Here is a 21,288-nt window from a genome sequence, read left to right on the forward strand (position 1 = left end):
CGAGACACGGATGGACGAGCCTCCCCCCTCCCCTCGCGAGGCGCCGCGGCAAAGTCCGTCGGAAGCGGAGAATGCGGGCCGCCGCCCGGCCTTCCGTCAAGGCTTCGCACTTTCGCGGAGGCGGCCGCCGCCGGCATGCCTCGTGCGTGACGGGAAACCATGGCAACCCGGTCGGTCCTCGCCGTTCTCGTTGTGGCTTCTGTGGGCTGCGGCTCAAGCGGTTCGGCCGGCGACGTCGGGACATCGGGCGACGCGCTCACGGGGACCTCGTGCGAGCCCAGCGATCAGGCGCTCTTCTTCCACGGCATGAACGGCTTCGGGCGCGAGCTTGCGGCGCCCGGACTGTGCTTGCCGCGACTCTCCAGCTTTTGGAACGACACGGCCTTCATCGACGCATCGGGAGCCAGCGTCGTGGGAGGCTACAGCGCCGGACGGCTTCCCCTCTTGCGGCGCCTCGCAGCGGGGGCGGCGACGGAGAGCACCGCGATCATGTTGGACCCGTCGTATTCTGACGGCGCTCGCTTCGACGGCGTGACGGGTCCCAACGTGGTGACGCGATGGCTCGAGGGCGACGCGGCGCGACGCTTCGTGTTCGTCTACTCGCCGGCGAGCGCCGGGTGGCGCGAATACGTGGCCCTCATGGAGGGCCCCCTCGCGGCGCAGATTCGCACCTGTCCGGTCAGGGGCGCACACGGTGACCTGCCTCGAATCGTGACGGAGCGACTCTTCCTCGACGTCGACGCGTGGCTCGCCGAACGATGCGCCGACAGCTCGCCGCGCTGAAGGCCCGTCGCCGGCCCGCGCCAAGAGGCGCGAGGCCTTGAGAGGTAGCGGCCCTTTTTTTCGTCACGCCCGCGCAACTTCTCCATCGGCAAGGCCGATGTCTTCTTTGAGGCCCGGAAAGCCTCACCAAGGAGGCATCCATGAGAAACCATCTTTGCGCCCTCGAGGCCCAATACGAGGCGCTCACGCGCGAGTGGCAGCGCGTCGCGACCGCCGCAAACGACTTCGAGGTCGTCGCCATCGAGCTCGATCCGAAGACCCTCGAGGCCATCGGCGAGCTCACCGACGTGACGACCCTCACGGCGTTCACGCCATCCCTCCTGCCGCGCTCGGCGAGCGCTCTGCGAGGGTGACCGTGGACAACATCCGTACGCACTCCTCCTATTTCGTCGCCCAAGCGGCGCCGCCGCCCATGGTCGTGGGGACGCTCACGATGGACGCGCTCATGACCTATTGTCAGGGTCGGCTCGCCGATCTCGACGCGCGCGTCGCGGGCCTCTTCGCCGGTCAGAAAAAATCCGTCGACGACGCCGCCGAGCTCGAGCGCCTCATCAGCAGTCTTGCAAGCCTCACGGGCGGCGTTCAGAAGGGCGGAAAGGCGGCCCACGACATCATCCGTGCATACCAGGCGGCCATCGCGACGGTGGGGCCCGACACACCGCTGGGGCGAAAACTCGAAGGCGCGCAGCAAGCGTTCATCTCCCAAGTGGGCACCGACGGTGGCCTCGCGCTTCGGTCCGAGATGAGCGAGCCGGACTACTGGAGCAAGACGCTGGCCCCCGATGCCGACGGTCAAGCCGTCAACGCGCTAAGCGTCGACGACCTGAAGCCAGGCATCGATCACCTCAAGGGTCTCGCCAGCGAGCTGAGCCACGGCATGGAGCTGGGAATGATCTCGCTCCAGTCGCTCATGTCGCAGCGCCAGATGGCCATCCAGGTGGCCACGAACCTCATTCAGTCGGTCGGCGACACGGCCAACAAGATTGCTCAGAACGTCGGGAGGTGAACCATGCAACTTCACATTGATTCGAAGCCCAAAGAGTCCATCGCCGACCGCCGCCGAGCGACCGAGGCGCTCTACGCGACGGGCCACTTCCTCCTCGAAGGCGACAGGCCGGCGCACGCCAGCGGGGTCTTCCGCGCCATGGCGCTCCTCGCGCCGACCGATGAGCGAGCGTGGCTCGGGCTCGGTTCGTGCCACGAGGCCCTCGGACAGTCGCTGATGGCGCTCGAGATGTACGGCACCGGCGGGGTGCTGGCGCGGCACCCAGTGCGCCTCGAGGTTGCGCGCGCGCGCCTTCTGAGAACCCTTGGTCGCGGTGACGAAGGCGATGAGGCGCTGGCGCGCGCCGCAGAACATGCGGAGCAGAGCGGCGAGCCGGCCCTTGTGGCGCTCGTGAGCGAGGAGGCACGCTCGTGAGCGTCGTCGAGCCGGCGCGGGGCGCGCGCGACGTCGCAGAGTTGGAGCGCCCGAGCCCTTTGGGGCGGCGCGTCGTTCGCGAGCTCATGCCGGCGCCCGCGGAGTTCGGCAAGGACGCGCTCCCCAGCGCCGAGGCCGAGCTCTACCGCATCGTTGTCAAGCGGCGCGGCGACCAATCGACGGCCGCAAAGGACAACGTCGAGAGCGCCGGCAAGCGCATCGCCGAGTGTTTTGCGCGCGAAGCGGCCGCGACGCAGCGCGAGCACGAAAAGAGCCATGAGTCGGGCCGAGGATTCTTCGAGTCCATCGGAAAGCTCATCGGGGACTTCGTCGACGACGTGGTCCACTTGCGCCTGGGCGAGGCGCTAGAGCACGCGACAGAGAACCTCGAGGAGGCGTGGAACAGCCCGCGCTTCTGGAGCGATCTCGAAAAGGCAGCGGCGATCGTCGCCAAGGGGGCAGCCGTGGTCGCCGCGGCGGCCGCCACCGTGGCGACGCTTGGAACGGCGGCGCCGGTAGCCGTGGTGCTGGTTGGGGTCGGGCTGTCCGCGCTGAGCGTCGCCGACGGCGAGCTCCACATGCTCGAGGCCTGCGGCGTCGACGCGAAGACTGCCGGTTGGATCCGCGTAGGCGTCGGCGTAGCGGGCGCCGCCACCACGGGGGGAGCGAGCCTCCTCGCCGCCGGTGGCGCGGCACCGGCGTGGGCCAACGCAGCACGCATCGCGGGGGTCGCCGCCGGCGCGCTTGGCGGGGCCGCGCAAGTGATTCAAGGGGGAGCGCACGCGCGAAACGGCGAGTTCGCGGCCGCGATGCAAGAGGCGGTCGCCGACCGGCAACTCGCCGCGCACCAGCGGGCGCGGCTCGAGCGATCCATCGAGGGCTTGCTTCGCGCCGTGAAGGAGGCCGACGCGTCGCTGGAACACGCCCTCACGGGACTCCACGAGGCATCGAACACCCGAAACGAAACCCTCTTACTCGTTGGGAGCCGCGCATGAACAGTATCCATTCGGCAACGGCGACGCCGGTCTCGCCGCCGACGGCCGGGACGTCGCAAACACCAGCGGGCAGTCCGACGACACCCGCGGCGGCGCTACCGATGCCCTTGCCACTCGGCAATGTCGCGATCGAACTCGCCGCGCTGGTCCTTGAAGAAGGGCACTCGCGGGCAAAGACGGCGCGCGCGTCGGAAGCGAACCTGGAGCGCTCGGCGCGCGTCGCCGAAGACCGCATCGTCGACGAGATGCGCGCCCGCGCCGCGTCGACCCGGGAACACGCGCTCCTCGCTGGCGCCTTCACCGCCGCCGGTGGTCTCGCGTCGGTGGGGAGTGCCGTGACCTCCGCCGTCGCGATGCGGAACGGCGCCGCTACGACCGGCGCAGGCGCGAGCGCTGCTGAGGCGTCCGGCTCGACGGCCAAGGCCTCGGTGTTGCCCTTCGTCGCCAAGGGGCTCGAAGCCACCGGCAAAGGCCTCGGCGACACCTCGCACGTCGTCCGGAGCCTCGCCGAGGCCGTGCAAACCGACCACGACGCGACGACGGAGCGAGAGCGCAATACCGCGCGGCGAGCCTTGCGCGCCTCGGAGTCTTGGCAGAAGGACTCCGTGAGTGCGGGCGAGCTCATTGAGCGGGCGCTCGCCTTCGCTCGCGAGCACGAGAAGGCTCGCTCAGAAACGCTCCTCGCCATCGGCCGCAGGGCCTGACCGAGCGGGCGCGAAGCCAACGGATTGGGCGAGCGACGATGGCGAGCTGTGCCATCATCGGCGCGCCATGAAGATCTACACGAAGACAGGCGACGACGGCACGACGGGACTCTTCGGCGGCGCGCGCGTGAAGAAGGCCAGCCTTCGCGTCGAAGCCTACGGCACCGTCGACGAGCTCAACGCCACGCTCGGCGTCGCGCGCGCCGAAGGCCTCGACCCGACCATCGACGCGGTGCTCAGTGAGGTGCAGGTCGATCTCTTCACCTTGGGCGCGGAGCTCGCGTGCGTTCCCGGCAAGGAAGACAAGCTCGGCATGCGGCTCTTGGACGGCACCGATGCGGAGCGGCTGGAGCGCGCCATCGACGCCGGCGAGGTCGGCCTCGCACCGCTAAAGAACTTCGTTCTCCCCGGCGGCTCCGCGCAAGCGGCGCTCCTCCATCACTCGCGAACCGTATGCCGTCGCGCAGAGCGATGCGTTCTCAACATGGACGACGCTGAGCCCCGCCAGGGTGTGGTCGTCTACCTGAATCGACTGAGCGATCTGCTCTTCGTCCTCGCAAGGCGCGAGAACCATCTGCGCGGCGTCGCCGACGTCCCCTGGGCACCGCGGCCTCGCTGACGCGGGTCAAGCGACGAGTTCGGCGGCCAAGAGCTTGCGGCCACGGTGCAAGCGACTCATGACCGTGCCGACGGGCACGCCGAGCGCGTCGGCGGCCTCGCGATACGAGTGCTCCGCAAGGTCGACGAGCACAACCACGTCGCGGAACGCTTCCGGGAGCGCCGCGAGCTTCGCCTCGGTGCGCGACGAAAGTCCCACCGGCACTTGCGGGGCGAGCGGCTCCGGCGTGGTCCACGCGCAGGGATCTTGCGCGAGCACGCGCAGGGCGTTGCGCTCGCGACGAATGCGCCGGTAGCGGGTGACGAAGACACTGAAGAGCACTTGCCCCGCCCAAGCGCGTAGGTTTGAGCCGGCCTGGTATTGGCCCTGAAAGCGCAGCGCCCGTTCGAAGGTGTCTTGCACGAGGTCATCGGCGCGCGACGCGTCACCGACGAGGCGCATGGCGCGACCGCGAAGCTCCGGTAGCAGACGCACCAACTCACGCTGGAACTCGCGGGCGAGGGCGTCAGCGGCGCTCGCCTTCGTCTTCTTGCTGGGCGACGCGGGAGTCGGGCGTGTCTCACTCTTGGGGCCGAAGACCTCGTCGGCATCGAATCCCGAACGCACACACACGGCAAACGAAGAAGAATCCATTTGGGCATCGCCTCCGAGACCCCGTGGTGCATCCGCGGTGCCACCGTGAGCGGGCAATGCTCTCCGGGACTTAGGCAGGTCGCCGCCCCCGGTGCGTGTCTACCGCGCCGAAGCGCGTGGGCGGCGAGCCACGAGAACAGCGCGCGGACGCGGCGGGGCCGCGGGCCGGGCGGGCGCGGGGCGGGCCGCGGCGGGGGCCCAGCCGTCACCAATGAGCATGCTAATTGTCGATTCTGCGCCGAGGGCCCGCGCCCCCACCGCCAAACCGGTCCGCGCTCAGCCGGCGCGCGCTCTGGCGGCGCGGGGCGCGACTTAGCCGCGGCGGCGTTCGCGGAGGAGCTCACCGAGGATCAGTGGCAACTCGCGCGCGACCGCCGAGGCCAACACGCCACGGTCCCCCACCACGCTCGCGAGGCGATGTCCTGCTTCGGCGTGCAAGTAGACCGCCGCCGCCGCGGCCTCGAGCGGTGGCATGATCGCCAACATCGCGCCGACGGCTCCCGAGAGCACGTCGCCAGAGCCGGCCGTCGCCAGAGCCGGCGAGCCGATGGGCCCAAGCAGGATGCGGCCGTCGGGATCGGCGATAACCGAATGGGCGCCCTTCAAGACCACGATCGACTGCGAACGATGGGCAAGGCTCCTCGCAGCGCCGACGCGGTCGGCCTCCACGGACTGCGCCGTCCCGCCGAGCAAGCGCGCTGCCTCGGCGGCGTGGGGCGTGAGCACCCTCGCCCGCTGCACGCCCGCCGCTATCGCGTCGACGCGCCCGGCAAAGAGCGTCAGCCCGTCGGCATCGAGAACGAGAGGGCCGAGGTAGCTGGACAACACCGCGTCCGCGAGCGCTCGAGCGCGGTCGTCGAGGCCGAGACCCGGCCCGAGGACGACAGCCTTCTTGCCATCGAGGGCCGCGCTGATCGCGTTCACGTCAGTCGTCGCGTCACCGAAAGCGGTCGCGACCATGACTTCGCGAACGCGGCCCTCGAGCTTCTGAACGACCTCCGGCCACGAGAGCAGCGTGACGGCGCCAGCGCCCGCCAAAAGCGCCGCTTCTGCCGCAAGCAGCGGCGCGCCGAACTTCCCGTGCGAGCCGCCAAGAACGGCCACGTGACCGGCCGTGTATTTGTGTGCATCGGCTCCGCGCGGAGAGAGCCAAGAGGCAACGTCCGACCGCTCGACGAGTTCGGCGGCCGCGGCAATATCGCGAGGGAGCTCGCACGGAACACCGATCGATACGGTGCGAACCAAGCCCGCGTGCGCTCGCCCGCGCGGCGTCATCAGGCCAAGCTTCGTGAACGCAAACGTCACCGTGAGATCGGCCGTCACCGACGGGCCGAGGGCCACGCCCGTGTCGGCTTGAATGCCTGAAGGGACGTCGAGTGCGACACGAAAGCCTTTCGATTGCGTGATCCCCTCCGCAGCCTCCGCCAGGAGGCCCGCCAGCGGCCGGTCGAGCCCCGTGCCAAAGAGGGCGTCAACGACCACATCGGCATCGAGGAGCACGGCGCGCAAGTCCGTGGCATCCAGGTCCGTCGGAGCCACCTCCACGGTGCCGCCGATGGCGAGGTACGCGTCGTAGGCGATGCGTGCGTCGCCAGCGATGCGCTCGACATCGCCGACGAGCACCGCGCGCGGCTCGACGCCGAAAGCCCGTAGCTGCCTCGCCAGCACGAAGCCATCGCCGCCGTTGTTGCCGGTGCCGCAGACAACAACGACAACGGCGCTCGGTGCCTTCAGGTTCTCGCGGACCATCTCGGCGGCGCCGCGGCCCGCGTTCTCCATGAGAATGATGCCCGGCACCCCCGCTTCGATGGCTCGAGCGTCGAAACGCCTCATCGCCTCGCGCGAGAGAACGGGGATCATGTGTCGTCTCGCTGTGAATCGATGGCCCGCCGCATGGCGAGGACGGCGCCGCGGAGGCCAACGAAGAGCGCGTCAGCCACGACCGCGTGCCCGATGTTGAGTTCGACGATCTCGGGAATCCGAACGAGCAGCGGCACGTTCTCCTGGGTGAGTCCGTGCCCGGCAGCCACTTCGAGGCCCGCCTGATGCGCGTGCCGAGCGCCCTCGCCGAGGCGGCGAAGCTCGCGCGCCGTGGCGCTTCCCTCGGCGTGCGCGTAGTCGCCCGTGTGGAGCTCGACTTGCTCCACGCCAAGAGCCTTCGCCGCGTCAATTTGCGCGGCGTCGGCCGCGACAAAGAGGCTTACGCGAATCTTGGCCTCGCGGAGCGCCGCGACGTGTTTGCGCAGCGCCGCTCCACCGCCCACGACGTCGAGCCCGCCCTCCGTGGTGCGCTCTTCGCGTCGCTCCGGCACGAGCGTGACGACGTCCGGCCTTACGCGCAGCGCGATCTTGACCATCTCGTCGGTGGCCGCCATCTCAAGGTTGAAGGTCTGGCCCGCGGCGGCGCGAATCCGCTCCACATCCTCGTCGCGGATGTGGCGGCGATCTTCGCGAAGGTGTGCGGTGATGCCGTCGGCGCCGGCGCCGAGGCACTCGAGCGCCGCCTCGGTGGGGTCCGGATAGGTCGTCCCGCGAGCGTTGCGAACCGTCGCGACGTGATCAACGTTGATGTGCAAGCGAACGCTAGTCATCGGCTCCGCCCGCGGCTTCGCTGTTGTCCTCGTCGGTCTTCGGCGTCTGCAAGAGCTCGCCGGCAGGACCATCGCGGCGCACGATGAAGGTCTTGCGGCCGACGGTGTCGGGATTCTTCCGAGCCACGACGGTCACGACGTTGACGCCGGGCCGGAGCGGCAGGTTCGCCTCGAAGGGCATTCGCTTCGCGTCGGTGCCGTTGCGGTTGGAGCGGTAGAAGACCTTCCGTGCTCCGACGAAGACGTACGCGTCGAGGAGCCGCTCACCGTCGGCGGCGACGCCCTTCAGCGAAGTCTGTGCCTCTCGCGTGGCGAGCACCGGCGCGTTCAGCTCGAGCAAGGGGGGCGCTTTCCACATGGCCTCCTCGAAGACCGGCGCGGCGCCGCCGCCAGTCTCCACGTCGCGCGCTCGTACGAACGCGAAGCGCGAGCTGCCAAGGGCCACCTTGATGAAGTCGCCGCTGCGACCGAGCTCCGGCGCTGCGCCTTGCGTAAGCTTGCCGATGACGCGTGCCGATGCGTCGGGCGACTCGAAGAGATCGACGGTAGCCTTTCCCTTGACGGACCCCGACGCCGCCGCGAGCGGGGCCGCCGCCACCACAGGGATTCGAACCTTCTCGGAGACCGCCTCGCGAAGGTCGCGATCGGTGATCGTCAACTCGACCTTGGCCTCGCCCTCGGTGAGCGACGGTTGAACGTCGAACGTGAACGCTACGCGACGCGTCTCGCCGGGCGCCATGTTGGAGACGTCGAAGCGGCCCTCGTGGAGCAAGAGCCCCTCGCCGGAGAGGTTACGCAAGTTGGCCTGCGTCTCGTAGGAGCGGCCGCGGCCAACGTTCTTCACCGTGAGGTACATGGTGACGCCTTCGTCTTTTTGGAGACGCCCGTCGCCGTTGCCCTTGCGGTTGTCGACGACCTGGTAGCCGTAGGCGAAGGTGGGCCGCTCTTGAGCGCGTACCGTCACGCGGACCTCCGCGTCGGCGGGCGCTCGCCCCTTGGCCTCCTCGAACTTGATCTTGACGCCATCGGCGCGCGTCAGCGTGTCCTTCGGGACCTTGCAAACGCGCGGCGCGTCTTTTGGCAGCGGCGTCGTCGAGCCGAGCTTCCGGCCTTCGACGTCACACAGACCGAGGGGTGCGGTGACTGTGCGGCTCTTGCCCGGGTCGATGCGACCAAAGACCAACTCCTTGTTGTCGAAGAGCCACTGGTCGCTCTTGGTGACGCCGTAGAGGCGGTAGAGAGGCGTCGTACCCTTGTTGGTAACGGTGACGCGAAGCTGCATCGGATCACCGGCGCTCACCTCGTTCTGAGCCTTGTCGGTCTCGACCTTGACCTCCGTCGGCACCGGCTGCGTCGCATCGGGCGGCGCGTCAGCCCAGTCGACGCCCATGGGCTTGAGCTCGGCGACCAACTTGGCGACCTCGCCGGCACGAACGTCGTTGATGTACGTCTTGGCTGCCCGGAGCTGTTCGGGACGCTTGCCGGCGGCGACCTTCAGGACGAAGTCGCGGGCGAAGCGAATGGGAAAATCGAGCGCGAAGGTCTCGTCGGGATCGCCGCCCCGTTCACGGAGCTCCTGCCGATCCTTTGAGCCCAAGTAGTAGCGCACGACCTCGCTCGGCCGCTGCCCCTCGCGCGCCCGCGCGTTGGAGAGGCTGCGCGACAGGTCGCGCTCCTTGACCATTCCGGTGTCCACCGTGAGGTCCATCTCTTGCGCGTCCGCGGTCATGGGATCGAGCTCGATGTCGGGCGTCACGCCCACGCCTTGGATGGATACGTCGCCGGGCTCCGTGAGGTACTGCGCGATCGTGAGCTTCAGCGCCGCCTTGTCGGGCATCTGGTCGAAGACCAGCTGAACGCTTCCCTTGCCAAACGACGTCTCGCCGATCAGCACGGCGCGGTCATGGTTCTTCATCGCACCGGCGACGATCTCGCTGGCGCTCGCCGACGAGCCGCTGACGAGCAACGCGATGGGGTAGTTCGGCTCCGTGCCGTCCGCGCGAGCGCTCTTCTCGTCGCGCCCTTCGCTTGGATTGCCGACGGTCGCGACGATGGGGCCTTCGACGAGGAACTTGTCGGCTACACGCGTCGCCTGATCGAGGAGACCGCCGGGGTTGCCGCGGAGGTCGAGCACCAAGCCGCGCAGCTCGCCGCCCGCCTGCTTCTTGAGGTCGGAGAGCGCGGCCTCGAGATCGGCCGCCGTGCGCGCTTGAAACTGCTTCAGCCGGACGTAGCCGACGCCGTTTTCCATGAGCTTCTTCTCGACGCTCTGGACGCTGATCGTCTCACGCACCAACTCGAAGGGACGAACGCCGGCCCAGCCGCCGTCGCCGTCGCGATGGATGTAGACCGTGACCTTCGTGCCCGGCGCGCCGCGGAGGTGATTGACGGCCTCCGTGAGCCCCATGTTGAGCGTCGACTCGCCGTTGATCTTGACGATGCGATCGTATTTCTTGATGCCGGCACGTGAGGCCGGCGTGCCGGCCATGGGGTTGATGACCGTAAGCTGCTGATCACGAATCGAGATGACGATGCCGAGGCCGCCAAACTGCCCCGTCGTGCCGAGGTTCATCTCCTTGTACGCCTCCGGCGACAAGAGGACGCTGTGCGGATCGAGCGTGCGGAGCATGCCGTTGCAGGCCGCGTATTCGACCTCTCGCAGGTCCACCTCCGTGTTGCGCAGACCGTCCTGGAGGAACGCGAAGACGTCGCGCAAGCGGGCGCTCACGTCCCAAGGGCCCTGGACGTTGTCGACGCGGAACTCCTTCTCTTGCGTGTCGACGCGAATCTTGACGCTCGGCGCGCCCTCTTCGTGGAGGACGATGACCTGGGCAACGTCCCTCTGCACGTGGTTCAGCGCCGACAGGAGCATCTCCTTGGGGCGCACGCGCTTCGGGTCCACGTAGCGATCGCGGACGAGCTTTAGGACCTCGTTGACGACGCGGAGCGCCGTCAGATCGTACTGCGCCTTGGCCTGCCCAGCCACGACGGCGTTGTTGGCAGCAATGGCGGGCGTGAGGCCTTCCCACAGTCCGCCTCCACCGAGCCGAAAGGCGAGACCGGCAGCAACGCCGAACCCAAGGAGGAGCGTGGTGGCCTTCGCGGCCGTCTTCGCGAGCGACATCGGGGACGAGGATAGCCGCTTTCGAGCGCCCGTGAGGGGCCCGAGTTGCGCTCGGCCGACGTTCCCGGCGGAGTCTGCCGCGGGCAATTCGCCGAGGGGGATCGCGAGCACCCGTGCGGCGGCGATCTCCGCGCTTAGGACGCCTTCCGCACCGCCGCCACGAAGAAGCCGCCAAAGACGGAGAGCCGCGAGTCCATGAGTCGATGCTCCGCAGTGCGAAGGAGCGACCGAAGGCCTGGCACGCGCATGGCCCCGGCGAAGGGGGTCACGATGCGAACCCCGAAGGTCTGCTCGACGCGCGCCCCCGGTGGCAAGACGCGCGGCAGCACCCAGGGCGAATCGAATCGCGTGTAAACCGCATCTTCTTTGGTGGCGCCGGAGATCTTGCCGGCGGGACCGAAGCGCTTGGCGACGCCCCGGAGGCTCACGGGGTTGTACAGCTCGGCCAAGATGATCCCGCCAGGACGGGTCACGCGGGCCATCTCTCGGAGGGCGCCGCCCAAGTCGGGAACGTGGGCCAAGACCTTGAAGCTGCAGGTCACGTCGAAGGAGTTGTCTGCAAAGGGGAGGGCGGTGACGCTGCCCTCGGTAACGTCAAGGCCGCGAGCGCGCGCGCGTTCGAGCATGCGAGGCGAGAGATCGATCCCCTTGGCGGCGCGGGCGAAGGCGCGAATACGCTCCAAGAGCAGCCCCGTCCCGCAGCCGCACTCGAGGACGTCCTGGCCCTGACCGTAGCGGCGCACGATATCGATCTCGAGATCGTCGACGAGCGCGTGATAGCCAACGGGATCGTTGGGACGGCGCTGGTTCTCGTAGGCCGGCGCGAACTCGTCGTAATAGGCACGCGTCGCAGACAGGTTGGTGTCGTCGGGCATGGGGCGTCTTCCGAAAGCAGAGACTGGCATAGCAGATCCCGCTACGGACAGACGCGTCGCTCGAGCCAGCTACCAGCGGGATCGGTGTAGTAGAGCCACAGGGCGCCGAAGGAATCGAGCTCGACGGCGGCGAAGCTCACGGGCCCTGCCGTCGGGACAAAGCCGAGCGATGCGAAGCGACCGCGGTCATCGAGCCGCCCGAGTTCGAGCACGTAGGGCGGCAGCGTCGCGCCGGCGTCGTCACGGGTCGACGCTTGGCCCGGCGCCGTCGTGGGCCTGACACGGGCGACGTACACGTTGTTTCCGCCGCGCGTCGCTGCCAGCGCCGCACTGTCGAGGCCGTTCGGATACGGAGAAAAGGCGAACGGTGCCTCCTCTTTGGTCTCCGGCTCGAGGGGAATCGACAGGAGGCCGAAGCCTTTCTCGCTCTCGGTGGCGACGAGGCCAAAGACGTCGCCCTTGGCGGAGGTGCCTTGAGCGCCCAGGAGGAAGCGCGTCGAGCCGCCGGCCACGTGCACGACGACGTCGGGCATCACCTCGAGCTTGCCCGCATACCGCAAGGTGCGCACGTGCACCGGCGACATGGAGACGCGTGCATCGGTCATGAACGCGACGACCTCTCCTGGCCGGCGGGCCGCGAGCACGACATCCGACGCGCCCGACCCTTCCTCCGAAATGCGCACCGGCGCTTCACCGTCGACCTTCGCAAAGGCCTCGAAGACCTCCTCGCCGAGGCTCGACTTGCGCGTCTGGATCGTGCCCACGACGGTGCGCCCGTCGCCGAATGGGGCGGCCGTCACGCGGGCCCCCGCGAGGGCCGTGGTGAGCAGCTCGTCGGACGCCATCTCGCGGAGTGACTTGTGGACGCGGCCTTGCGCGTCGGAGCAGAAGGCAAAACGATCCGCCACGGCGCACGGCGGTCGCGACGCCTTCTCGGCCACACCGGCCTCGAGCGTGACGCGCACCGCCGCCCCCGCTTTTGGCGGCACGATGGGCTGAAGCGTCACGACGGCGATGCCCGACCTGTGCTGGACCACCTCGAGCCCGCGGGCCGACGCGATCAACGCCGCGGGGCCCGTGAGCGCTTGCTGCACCGGCCCAAGAACGACGCGGCACGAGCCGGCGGCGCCGCCGTCCAGCGGCGGAAGCTCGGCTGCGGCAGCGCGCGGCGGACGGCGAGAGCTCGCGCTCGCGCTCGCCAATGGCCGTAGCGCCTGCGGCGGCGCCGCATCCGGGACGGCATTCGCGGGCCGATCCTTCGGCTTGTCCTTGCACGACACGAGCAAGGCAACGAGAGCGAGCGCGCGCAGAGGGCGAGAACTCACGGCCCGACTGCGCTGCTCCGCAACGCCGACGCGACGGCGCGAAGGCGCACCGCCAACGCGGCGAGCTCCGCGGGCAGGAGCGCCTGAAAGCCGTCGCTCTTGGCGACGCCCGGGTCGGGATGGCATTCGAGCATGATGCCGTCGGCGCCGGCCGCCACCGCCGCGAGCGCCATGGGCGGGATCGCACCGCGAACGCCAACGCCGTGGGACGGGTCGACGACGATGGGAAGCGTCGTGCGCTCGCGCAAGAGCGGCACCGCCGCGAGATCGAGGAGGTTGCGCGCCGCCGGATCGAAGGAGCGCACGCCGCGCTCACAGAGCACCACGCGATCGCTGCCGGCGTCGGCGATGTACTCAGCCGCCAGGAGCCACTCGTCGAGCGTCGCGCTCATGCCGCGCTTGAGCAACACGGGGCGCGCCGCGCGACCGACAGCGCGAAGGAGCGCGAAGTTTTGCATGTTGCGCGACCCCACCTGGAGCATGTCGGCGTGCTCGGCGACGAGCGGGACCGTCTCCGGCGACAGCACTTCGGTCACCACCGCAAGGCCGTAGCGGTCGGCCACGGCGCGCAACATGAGGAGACCGGGCTCGCCGTGGCCCTGGAAGCTGTACGGGCTCGTGCGCGGCTTGAAGGCGCCGCCCGCAGAATCGTGGCGCCGGCATCGCGCGCGGCCCTCGCACTGGCGTCGAGCTGCTCCTCCGACTCGACGGCGCAAGGTCCAGCGATGAGCGTCAGCTCTCCGTTGCCGAGGGTCGTGCGACCGACCTTCACGGCTCCCGCGGCGGAGGCCACCTTCGGATAGGGAGCGTCGCCATCAAGAACGAACTGAACGCCCGGCAGCGTGGCGATGGCGGCGCGCGCGTCGGCCGAGAGGGTTTGCTTGCACTCAAGCGCGAGGCGGCCCGCCGCGCCCTCCGATGCGAGGCGTCGAGGCTCGCCGCCGGCCCGCCGAAGGGCGATCTCGACGCGCTCAACGCTGTCTTTGGAGAGACCTTCTGCGAAGACGATGATCACGAATTCACCTCGGGGAGCGCATGCAAGAGCGCGCCGGTCACGCGGAGGAGACCGCGCCTCATCAGCTCGTCGACGACCACGAGGGCGAAGAACGTCACGCTCACGTAGGCGTTGATGTCGAAGAACGCCTTGTCGATGCGCGCAAGGTTCCCCTTCCCGACGATCGCGTGCTCCCAGGCGAGCAGCGCTCCCACGCCAAAAACCGCGACGAAGAACGCGGCCCCTCGACCAAGCGCCACGCCGACCATCGCGAGCGCCAGCACGGTCACGAGGTGAGAAACGGCGCTCAAGACGAGAGCGCCGGTGACGCCGAAGCGGACGGGGATCGAGTGGAGCCCCTCTTTCCGGTCAAAGGCCTCATCCTGTAGCGAATAGAGCACGTCGAAGCCCAGGAGCCAGGTGACGACGGCCAGCATGAGCCACAGCACGCCGGCGCCCGGCTGCGCGCCCATCGCGATCCAGGCGCCGCCAGGCGCGAGGGCGAGGGCCACTCCGAGCCACGCGTGGGCGGCCCAGGTGAAGCGCTTCGCGTAGGAGTAGCCGAGGAGCACGGCGAGCACCGGCGCCGCCAAGAGGGCCGGCAACCGCCCTAGCAGCGACGCGGCGCCGATGAAGAGTGCGCCGGTCACCAGGGCTAGCACAAGCGCCTCGCCGGCGCGCACGGCCCCGCTCTGAATGGGACGCGTCTTGGTGCGCGGGTTCTTGTCGTCGATGTCGCGGTCGGCCCAGCGGTTGAACGCCATGGCGCTCGTTCGCGCCATGACCATGCAGACGACCATCAGCGCCGCGCGCGTCACTGTGAGCTCGAGATGCGGCTCCTTCAGCGACAACACGACGGCCGACGCCGCGAAGGGCAGCGCGAAGACCGTGTGCGAAAACGCAACGAGCGTCGCGTACGAGCGGAGCTTGCTCAAGGACGAGGTGCTCGTCATGGTGCCTCCGCGCCCGTCACCGTGCGCCGTACAAGCCAGCGACGCGACGCGCCGCGTGCCTTGAGCACGACGGCCGCCACGTCGTCGGCGCTGTGGGCTTCGGGAAGGTCGATGGCGAAGAGCCCCGGCCGTGCCCCTACGGTCACGCGGCCGAGGTCCGAGCGACCCAGGGCGCGCGCGCCGTTCCACGTCGCCATGCGGAGAAGCGTGGCGGCGTCGGCGTCGGGAAACGCGTCGAAGAGCGCTCGCGCCTCCTCAAGGACATCGAGCGAGGGCGAGGACGCCAGCGAGTCGGTCCCGAGCGCAGGCTCGAGGCCCGCGGCAAGCGCGCTGGCGAGCGGCGGGAGAAGGCGTTCAATCTGCATGTTGGAGCGCGGGCAAAAGACCACGCTCGCGCCCGACGCGGCCACGCGCTCAAGCTCGCGCGCGGTCGCGACGGTCAAATGGACAAGGAGCGTGCCCGGCGCGAGCAAGCCGAGCGCGTCGGCGTAGTCGAGCGCCGGTGTCTCAGGCCAGAGGAAGGCTTCGACGTCGGGGACGCGGCGAGCGAGCCACGCCGGCACGGGCCCCTGCCCTGTTTCAAGAGCCTGTCGCTCGGCCGCGTGCTCGAGAAGGTGAACGGCGGGACGTGCGCCGCGGGCCCGCGCCAGCGCGAGGAGGCGTCGCACGGCATCGGGGTGGGTCGTGTAGAGCGTGTGCGGGCTCGGCGCGTAGGAGAGATCTCTGGAGGGCCACACGGGAAAGCGAGCGGCAAGTTCCGCGAGGAGTGAATCCGAACGCGCGAGCGCCGCGCCCCGCGCGACCCCGAAGACTTCGTGAAAGATCGTCCCCGCCATGCCCGCCGACGCCAAGGCGGGCACCGCGGCGAGCGTGTTGGTCACTTCCCCAACGGCACTCGTGCATGCGGCGTCGAGGGACGCGACGGCCGCTCGGATGGCGGTCTCGCTCTCGTCATCCCCGGTCTCGCTACGGGCACCGAGGAGCTCGTCGACCCAAGACAGAAAGCCGTTGCCGCCGCGGACGCGGCCCGCGAGTGCCGAGAGTTCGAGGTGTGTGTGCGCGTTGACGAGCCCGGGGAGAATGACGCCTGAAACGCGCGTCACCGAGGCGCCGTGCGCGCCACGCAGCACCTCCGCCGCCGGCCCCACGGAGACCACGGTGCCGTCGCCTGCGACCACGACGGCGCCGTCACGAAGGACGGGCCCGTCGGCGATCACGATGGCGTCGGCGTGAAAGAGCTTCATGGTGCGTTAGGCCGGCTCGCCGAGCCAGTCGTAGCGGACGTTGCGGCGAACGGCGCGAAAGCCGGCAGCGCGAATGCGTCGCTCGATCTCGTCGGCGTTGATGCAGAAGGTCGTGCCGGCGCTCGACACGACGTTCTCTTCGAACATCACGCTGCCGAAATCGTCGGCGCCAAAGCGGAGGGCCATCTGGCCGATCTCGGGGCCTTGCGTGACCCACGAGGCGCCAACGTGGTCGACGTTGTCGAGCATGAGCCGCGAGAGCGCCTGGGTCCGCAGGTAGAGCAGCGTGCCGGTGTCGCCGGCAGCGATGCGCACCCCCTCCTCGTGCTGAAAGTCCCAGCAGAAGAACGCGGTAAAGCCTCCGGTCTCGTCTTGGAGATCGCGAATTTTCGCGAGGTGAAGCACGCGCTCACGAGCCGTGTCGACGGTGCCGTACATCATCGTCGCGCTCGATCGGAGTCCGAGGTGATGCGCGTCGCGCATGACGTCGAGCCACTCTTCGCTCGTGCACTTCGCCTTGGCGATCTTGCGGCGCACCCGATCGACGAGGATCTCCGCGCCACCGCCCGGCACCGAATCGAGCCCCGCCTGGTGGAGCCGCACGAGGACGTCCCTCACCGACAGGTCCTCGAGGCGTGCGAGGTGGAGGATCTCCTCCGGTGACAGCGCGTGCAGGCCCAGCGAAAACTCACTCTTGATCCACCGGAACAGGTCTTCGTACCAACCGATCCGAAGGTCAGGGTTCAGGCCTCCCTGGAGCAGGATTTGCACGCCGCCGGCGGCCTTCACTTCAAGCAGCTTCGTCGCGAGCTGCTCCCGCGAAAGAACGTACCCCTCGGCGTGGCCCACAGGTCGGTAGAACGCGCAGAAGCGGCAGCTGGTGGTGCAGACGTTGGTGTAGTTGACGTTGCGGTCGACGATGTACGTGACGACTCCGTCGGGGTGCTTCCGCTTGCGCGCCGCATCGGCGGCGAGGCCCAGATCAAAGAGGCTCGCTTCCGCGAGGATGCGCTCTCCGTCGTGAGCGCTCAACCGGTCGCCCTCGGCGCCCCGCGCGAGCAGCGTATCGAGGCTCGGCTCGCGCCGCCCCGCCGCCGCATTGGTTTCGCCCCCAGCCGAGGCTTCTGTCAACGCGAGGGTCGCCGGGACGGTGACGGACTCGCCGCCTTCGGCGAACAACGTCACCTCCGTCGCCGGCAAGAGCTTGGCGGCGTGCGCCTCCCGGAAGAAACGGGCGAGGCCGCGATGGTCATCCTCCCCAAGCTCGTAGGCGATGCGGTCCGTGAGGTACGTCGTGAGCGCTTCGCGCGAGAGGCCCGTCGCTGCCGAATGCGCGGCGGCGATGGTGCTGCGCCGAGCGAGCCCAAGACGCATCGCTTCACCGAGCAGGTGCATGCGTCCTTTGAGGTTCGTCCCAGCGCGGCCGCCCCATGCGGCGAAGACGAACGGCAGGCCCGTCCAGTCGCGCCACGCCGCAGCGAGGTCGACGACGTGAGCAAACTCGCCGCGCACCGCTAGCGCCGGATCGCCGATGATCAGCGAGGCCACGCGCTCATCGGAGCGGGCCGCCGATAGGGCCTTCGCCGGCGGCATCACGTGCGCGGGCGGAGAGCGCCTCGCCTGGTGGCGGAAGACGAGTCGAGCCAAGACGGCGCTCGTTCGCGAAGACGCATCGAGCGCGAGCTGCTGGACCTGGGCCAGCGGACTCTGCGACACGAGCAGAACACTCTCCACGGCGCCCCGCGCTGCGATGCCGATGCCCGGCACGAGCGCCGCGCCGCCGAGCGACGCCAATGCCGCTACGGGTACGAGGCCGAGGTCCGCTTCCTCTTCGGCGACGCGGCGCGCCACCTCGCTCGGGAGCGCCGTCGTGAGATCGATGTGCTCCGCGAAGGGCGCTTCGAGGAGCGGCTCCCACAGCGGGCGCGCGTTCAAGTACCCAACGGCCGCGAGGCGGAGCTTCACGCTATTGCCCGTTGCGTTCACGACAGCACCTCGAGGTGGCGCGCCGCTTTGCGATCGCGAACCTTGATGGCGGCCTCGGGCATGACGCTGCGAGGGTGCTCGCGAACCACGTTGTAGAGCGTGTCACGCTCGACCGGAACGCGACCCGCCTCGCGAATCAGCCGAATGAGATCTTCCTCGCGAAGCTCTTGCGGGGAGGAAGAGCCAGCCGAGTGGTAGATGGTCTCGTGAACGATGGTGCCGTCGATGTCGTCGGCGCCGAAGCGGAGCGCCACCTGGGCGATCTTCGGCGTCATGCTCACCCAATAGGCTTTGATGTGCTCGAAATTGTCGAGCACCAGACGCGCGACGGCGATGTTGCGCAGGTCGTCGATGGCGGTCGGCGCCGGCAGGTTCTTCATGCCGTTGCCGTCGGGATGAAACGCGAGGGGAATGAAGGCCTGGAAGCCTCGCGTCTCGTCCTGGAGCGCGCGGAGCTTCATCAGGTGATCGACGCGATGCTCGAAAGTCTCAATGTGTCCGTAGAGCATCGTCGCGTTGGAGCGAATGCCCATGCCATGCGCCACGCGATGAACCTCAAGCCACTGCTCGCCGGTGGCCTTGTCGTCGGAGATGCGCTTGCGCACCTCCGGGTGGAAGATCTCCGCGCCGCCGCCAGGGAGGCCGTCGAGGCCGGCGGCGCGCAGCTTGGTGAGGACCTCTTCGTAGGTCATCTTGTAGTGCTCGGCGAAGAAGTGGATCTCAACGCCGGTGAAGCACTTCAAGTGGATGTCGGGCTTGATGCGCTTGTAGCCGCGGAGGAGGTCTTCGTAATAGGCGAAGGGCAGCCCCGGGTGCAGCCCGTTCACGATGTGGATCTCGCCCGGCGGGTCGTCCATCCGGCGCTCGAGCTCGCTCCAGGCTTCCGCGAGCGTCATCGTGTGCGCGCCCGGCTTGCCCTCCTCTAGCTTTGCAAACGAGCAGAACAGGCACGACGCCATGCAGACGTTGGTGACCTCCACGCGCATGTTGCGATTGAAGAAGGTGCGGTCGCCGTGGCGCCGCTCCCGCTCCGCGTTGGCGAGCGCGCCCACGGCCAAGAGGTCGGGCTCCATGAAGAGCGCGAGTGCGTCATCGGCGTCGAGCCGTTCGCCGCGCTTCACCTTCGTCGCCACGTCTTCGAACGACGTCATGTCGTGCTCTCCTTCACCGCGTTCACGTCCGCAAGAGCCGCCAAGTCGGTGGCGCTTTCGGTCGCGCCTTCGGTCGCCACCGGCTCGCGGCCACTGCGACGGATCAGCTCCACGAGCTCTTGCTGCTTGAGGAGCGCCGCCGAGACCATGCCCTGCCCCTTCACGCGTTTGGTGTCGTCTTTCGCGATGGGCAGGCCGCGCTTCGAGACAATCGGTCCCGCGAGCTCGCTGGCGCCGAAAGACAGCGCCAGCTGAGCGAGCTCCATGCCCGTGACGGTCCAATCGACGACGACCGGTGCGGCCTTAGGGCCCAAGATTCGGGCCGCGGCCACGGCGCGCAGGTAGAGGAGTCCTCGGGCGTCGGGCGATGCGTCGGGCATCGGCACGACATCCGCGGCTCGCGCATCCACGGCCTCTGCGTCGCGAACGGTGATTCGAACGACCTCGCCGACTTCCTCGGCACGGATGCCGTCGGCGAGCGCGCCAAGGGCGAGGATGTCTGCGCCGAGAACAAGAGACTGGAACGCGGTGAGATCGCGCCCGGCGCGGCGCGCGGCGAGAACGGCTTCCAGGCCACCGTCGCCGATGGCTCGCTCTGCGAAGGCGCCTTGTGCTTGCGTTGTCATGGCTGTCCCCAACGTTTGGAAAGATCGTGGTCGAGGCCGAGGTGGTCGAGGATGCGCGCCACGACGCCGTCGACGAGGTCGCCGATGTCCGCGGGCTTGTTGTAGAAGCCTGGCGACGCGGGCATGACGAGGGCGCCGGCGCGCGCCACCGTCGTGAGGTTCTCGAGGTGCACAACGCTCAGCGGTGACTCGCGCGGCACCACAATGAGCTGACGCTTCTCCTTGAGCATCACGTCGGCGGCCCTCGTGAGGAGCGAGTCGCTGATGCCGTGGGCGATGCGCGCGACGGTGCTCATGGAGCAGGGCACCACGACCATCGCTTGCCAACCGGCGCTGCCGCTGGCGAAGGGCGCTCCGTAGTCACGGCCGCCCCAGATCTTCGAACGGAACGCCTCACGGACATCCCCGCCGCACTCGAGCGTCCACACTTCCGGTGCCGTCGAGGAGAGGCAAACGGCGAGCTCGACGTCGCCGCGTGATGCGGCGCGCGCTTCGAGCACGGAGACGAGCCGCTTGGCGTATGGCGCACCGCTGGCGCCGGTGATGCCAACGACGACGCGCTTCGAGGGGAGCTTCGCGCTCACCGGGGCACCTCTGCGTGGACCAGCGCCGCGATGCCGAGCGTGAGGTCTTCGCCGCGCACGCGCACGAAACCTTCCTCGCGCAGCACGGCCTCGTATTCCGTGCGCGACGCGAACGATTGCATGCTCTTGGCGAGGTAGGCATAGGCCGAGCGGTCGCCCGAGACGATGCCGCCCACGGTGGGCAGGACGACGTTCGCGTAGGCCGCGTGAAATGCGCGGGTGGCGGGCCGCTCGGCGCGAAAGAACTCGAGCGTGACGAAGATGCCGCCGGGCCGAAGGACGCGACGAGCCTCGGCGACGCCCCGCCGCAGGTCCTCAAGATTTCGCATCCCGAAGCCGCAAACCATCGCGGCGAAGGCCCCGTCGTCAAAGGGGAGCGCCATGGCGTCGGCCACGACGGTGCGCGCGGAGCGAGCCTTGTGCGCGCCGAGGTCGAGCATGGTCTTGGAGAAGTCGGCCGCGACGAGCTCGCGCTCGGGGAACGCGCGACACATGAGCGCGGTCAGATCGAGCGTACCGGCGCAGGAGTCCAGCATCGGCCCGGGGGGCGCAGCGGCGAGGGCCTTGATGGCGCGCTCACGCCAGCTTCGATCAATGCCGGCGGAGAGCAGCCGATTGAGTGCGTCGTATCGCGGAGCGATGCGATCGAACATCGAACGGATCTTGTCGCTTTCCACGCGC

The 21,288-nt window shown here is 69.0% G+C and carries 20 protein-coding genes and 1 pseudogene; 7 read left to right on the plus strand and 14 right to left on the minus strand.

Features of this window, described 5'->3' with window-relative positions; all coding sequences use genetic code 11:
- Window positions 1-159: 159 nt before the first annotated feature.
- The 7 genes from IPG50_18800 (at window position 160) to IPG50_18830 (ending at window position 4,521) form a co-directional block, all read left to right on the plus strand.
- A complete protein-coding gene (locus tag IPG50_18800; GenBank protein MBK6694233.1) occupies window positions 160-783 on the plus strand; it encodes a hypothetical protein in 624 nt (207 codons plus the stop codon).
- A gap of 140 nt (window positions 784-923) precedes the next feature.
- Window positions 924-1,136, plus strand: coding sequence for a hypothetical protein (locus IPG50_18805; GenBank protein ID MBK6694234.1), 213 nt, complete (start codon window positions 924-926; stop codon window positions 1,134-1,136).
- 2 nt (window positions 1,137-1,138) lie between these two features.
- A complete protein-coding gene (locus IPG50_18810; protein MBK6694235.1) occupies window positions 1,139-1,789 on the plus strand; it encodes a hypothetical protein in 651 nt (216 codons plus the stop codon).
- 3 nt (window positions 1,790-1,792) lie between these two features.
- The gene (locus IPG50_18815; GenBank protein MBK6694236.1) at window positions 1,793-2,203 is read left to right on the plus strand and encodes a hypothetical protein; all 411 of its coding nucleotides are present in this window, start codon (window positions 1,793-1,795) and stop codon (window positions 2,201-2,203) included.
- The gene (locus IPG50_18820) at window positions 2,200-3,198 is read left to right on the plus strand and encodes a hypothetical protein (GenBank protein ID MBK6694237.1); all 999 of its coding nucleotides are present in this window, start codon (window positions 2,200-2,202) and stop codon (window positions 3,196-3,198) included. The genes IPG50_18815 and IPG50_18820 overlap by 4 nt, the downstream gene beginning before the upstream one ends.
- Window positions 3,195-3,902: a hypothetical protein gene (locus IPG50_18825; GenBank protein ID MBK6694238.1), complete on the plus strand. Its 708-nt coding sequence runs from the start codon at window positions 3,195-3,197 to the stop codon at window positions 3,900-3,902. The genes IPG50_18820 and IPG50_18825 overlap by 4 nt, the downstream gene beginning before the upstream one ends.
- Window positions 3,903-3,969: 67 nt before the next feature.
- The gene (locus IPG50_18830; protein ID MBK6694239.1) at window positions 3,970-4,521 is read left to right on the plus strand and encodes a cob(I)yrinic acid a,c-diamide adenosyltransferase; all 552 of its coding nucleotides are present in this window, start codon (window positions 3,970-3,972) and stop codon (window positions 4,519-4,521) included.
- A 6-nt stretch (window positions 4,522-4,527) separates the two neighbouring features.
- Here IPG50_18830 and IPG50_18835 read toward each other — a convergent pair whose 3' ends face one another.
- The 14 genes and pseudogenes from IPG50_18835 to IPG50_18900 all read right to left on the minus strand — a co-directional run bounded on the left by IPG50_18835 (window position 4,528) and on the right by IPG50_18900 (window position 21,260).
- A complete protein-coding gene (locus IPG50_18835; GenBank protein ID MBK6694240.1) occupies window positions 4,528-5,154 on the minus strand; it encodes an RNA polymerase sigma factor in 627 nt (208 codons plus the stop codon).
- A gap of 312 nt (window positions 5,155-5,466) precedes the next feature.
- A complete protein-coding gene (locus tag IPG50_18840) occupies window positions 5,467-7,014 on the minus strand; it encodes an NAD(P)H-hydrate dehydratase (GenBank protein ID MBK6694241.1) in 1,548 nt (515 codons plus the stop codon).
- A complete protein-coding gene (locus tag IPG50_18845; protein MBK6694242.1) occupies window positions 7,011-7,745 on the minus strand; it encodes a pyridoxine 5'-phosphate synthase in 735 nt (244 codons plus the stop codon). Before IPG50_18845 ends, IPG50_18840 begins: the two co-directional genes overlap by 4 nt.
- Window positions 7,738-10,869: a PDZ domain-containing protein gene (locus tag IPG50_18850; protein ID MBK6694243.1), complete on the minus strand. Its 3,132-nt coding sequence runs from the start codon at window positions 10,867-10,869 to the stop codon at window positions 7,738-7,740. The genes IPG50_18845 and IPG50_18850 overlap by 8 nt, the downstream gene beginning before the upstream one ends.
- Window positions 10,870-11,003: 134 nt before the next feature.
- Entirely contained in the window at window positions 11,004-11,744 is a 741-nt protein-coding gene (locus IPG50_18855) for a class I SAM-dependent methyltransferase (protein MBK6694244.1), read from the minus strand.
- A 41-nt stretch (window positions 11,745-11,785) separates the two neighbouring features.
- Complete coding sequence (locus IPG50_18860; protein ID MBK6694245.1) at window positions 11,786-13,069, minus strand: hypothetical protein; 1,284 nt, start codon at window positions 13,067-13,069, stop codon at window positions 11,786-11,788.
- A pseudogene (gene aroF / locus IPG50_18865) lies at window positions 13,066-13,841 on the minus strand (3-deoxy-7-phosphoheptulonate synthase). The gene IPG50_18860 and the pseudogene aroF overlap by 4 nt, the downstream one beginning before the upstream one ends.
- Before the next feature lie 239 nt (window positions 13,842-14,080).
- A complete protein-coding gene (locus tag IPG50_18870) occupies window positions 14,081-15,016 on the minus strand; it encodes a UbiA family prenyltransferase (protein ID MBK6694246.1) in 936 nt (311 codons plus the stop codon).
- The gene (locus tag IPG50_18875; GenBank protein ID MBK6694247.1) at window positions 15,013-16,260 is read right to left on the minus strand and encodes an amidohydrolase family protein; all 1,248 of its coding nucleotides are present in this window, start codon (window positions 16,258-16,260) and stop codon (window positions 15,013-15,015) included. Before IPG50_18875 ends, IPG50_18870 begins: the two co-directional genes overlap by 4 nt.
- 6 nt (window positions 16,261-16,266) lie before the next feature.
- A complete protein-coding gene (gene mqnC, locus IPG50_18880) occupies window positions 16,267-18,225 on the minus strand; it encodes a dehypoxanthine futalosine cyclase (protein ID MBK6694248.1) in 1,959 nt (652 codons plus the stop codon).
- A 17-nt stretch (window positions 18,226-18,242) separates the two neighbouring features.
- Window positions 18,243-19,397, minus strand: a complete 1,155-nt coding sequence (gene mqnE, locus IPG50_18885) for an aminofutalosine synthase MqnE (protein MBK6694249.1) — start codon at window positions 19,395-19,397, stop codon at window positions 18,243-18,245.
- Window positions 19,394-20,023, minus strand: a complete 630-nt coding sequence (locus IPG50_18890; protein ID MBK6694250.1) for a hypothetical protein — start codon at window positions 20,021-20,023, stop codon at window positions 19,394-19,396. Before IPG50_18890 ends, mqnE begins: the two co-directional genes overlap by 4 nt.
- Complete coding sequence (locus tag IPG50_18895) at window positions 20,020-20,607, minus strand: UbiX family flavin prenyltransferase (GenBank protein MBK6694251.1); 588 nt, start codon at window positions 20,605-20,607, stop codon at window positions 20,020-20,022. Before IPG50_18895 ends, IPG50_18890 begins: the two co-directional genes overlap by 4 nt.
- Entirely contained in the window at window positions 20,604-21,260 is a 657-nt protein-coding gene (locus tag IPG50_18900) for a ubiquinone/menaquinone biosynthesis methyltransferase (GenBank protein MBK6694252.1), read from the minus strand. Before IPG50_18900 ends, IPG50_18895 begins: the two co-directional genes overlap by 4 nt.
- Window positions 21,261-21,288 lie beyond the last annotated feature (28 nt).

Source organism: Myxococcales bacterium, from assembly GCA_016703425.1.
GTDB lineage: Bacteria > Myxococcota_A > Polyangia > Polyangiales > Polyangiaceae > JADJCA01.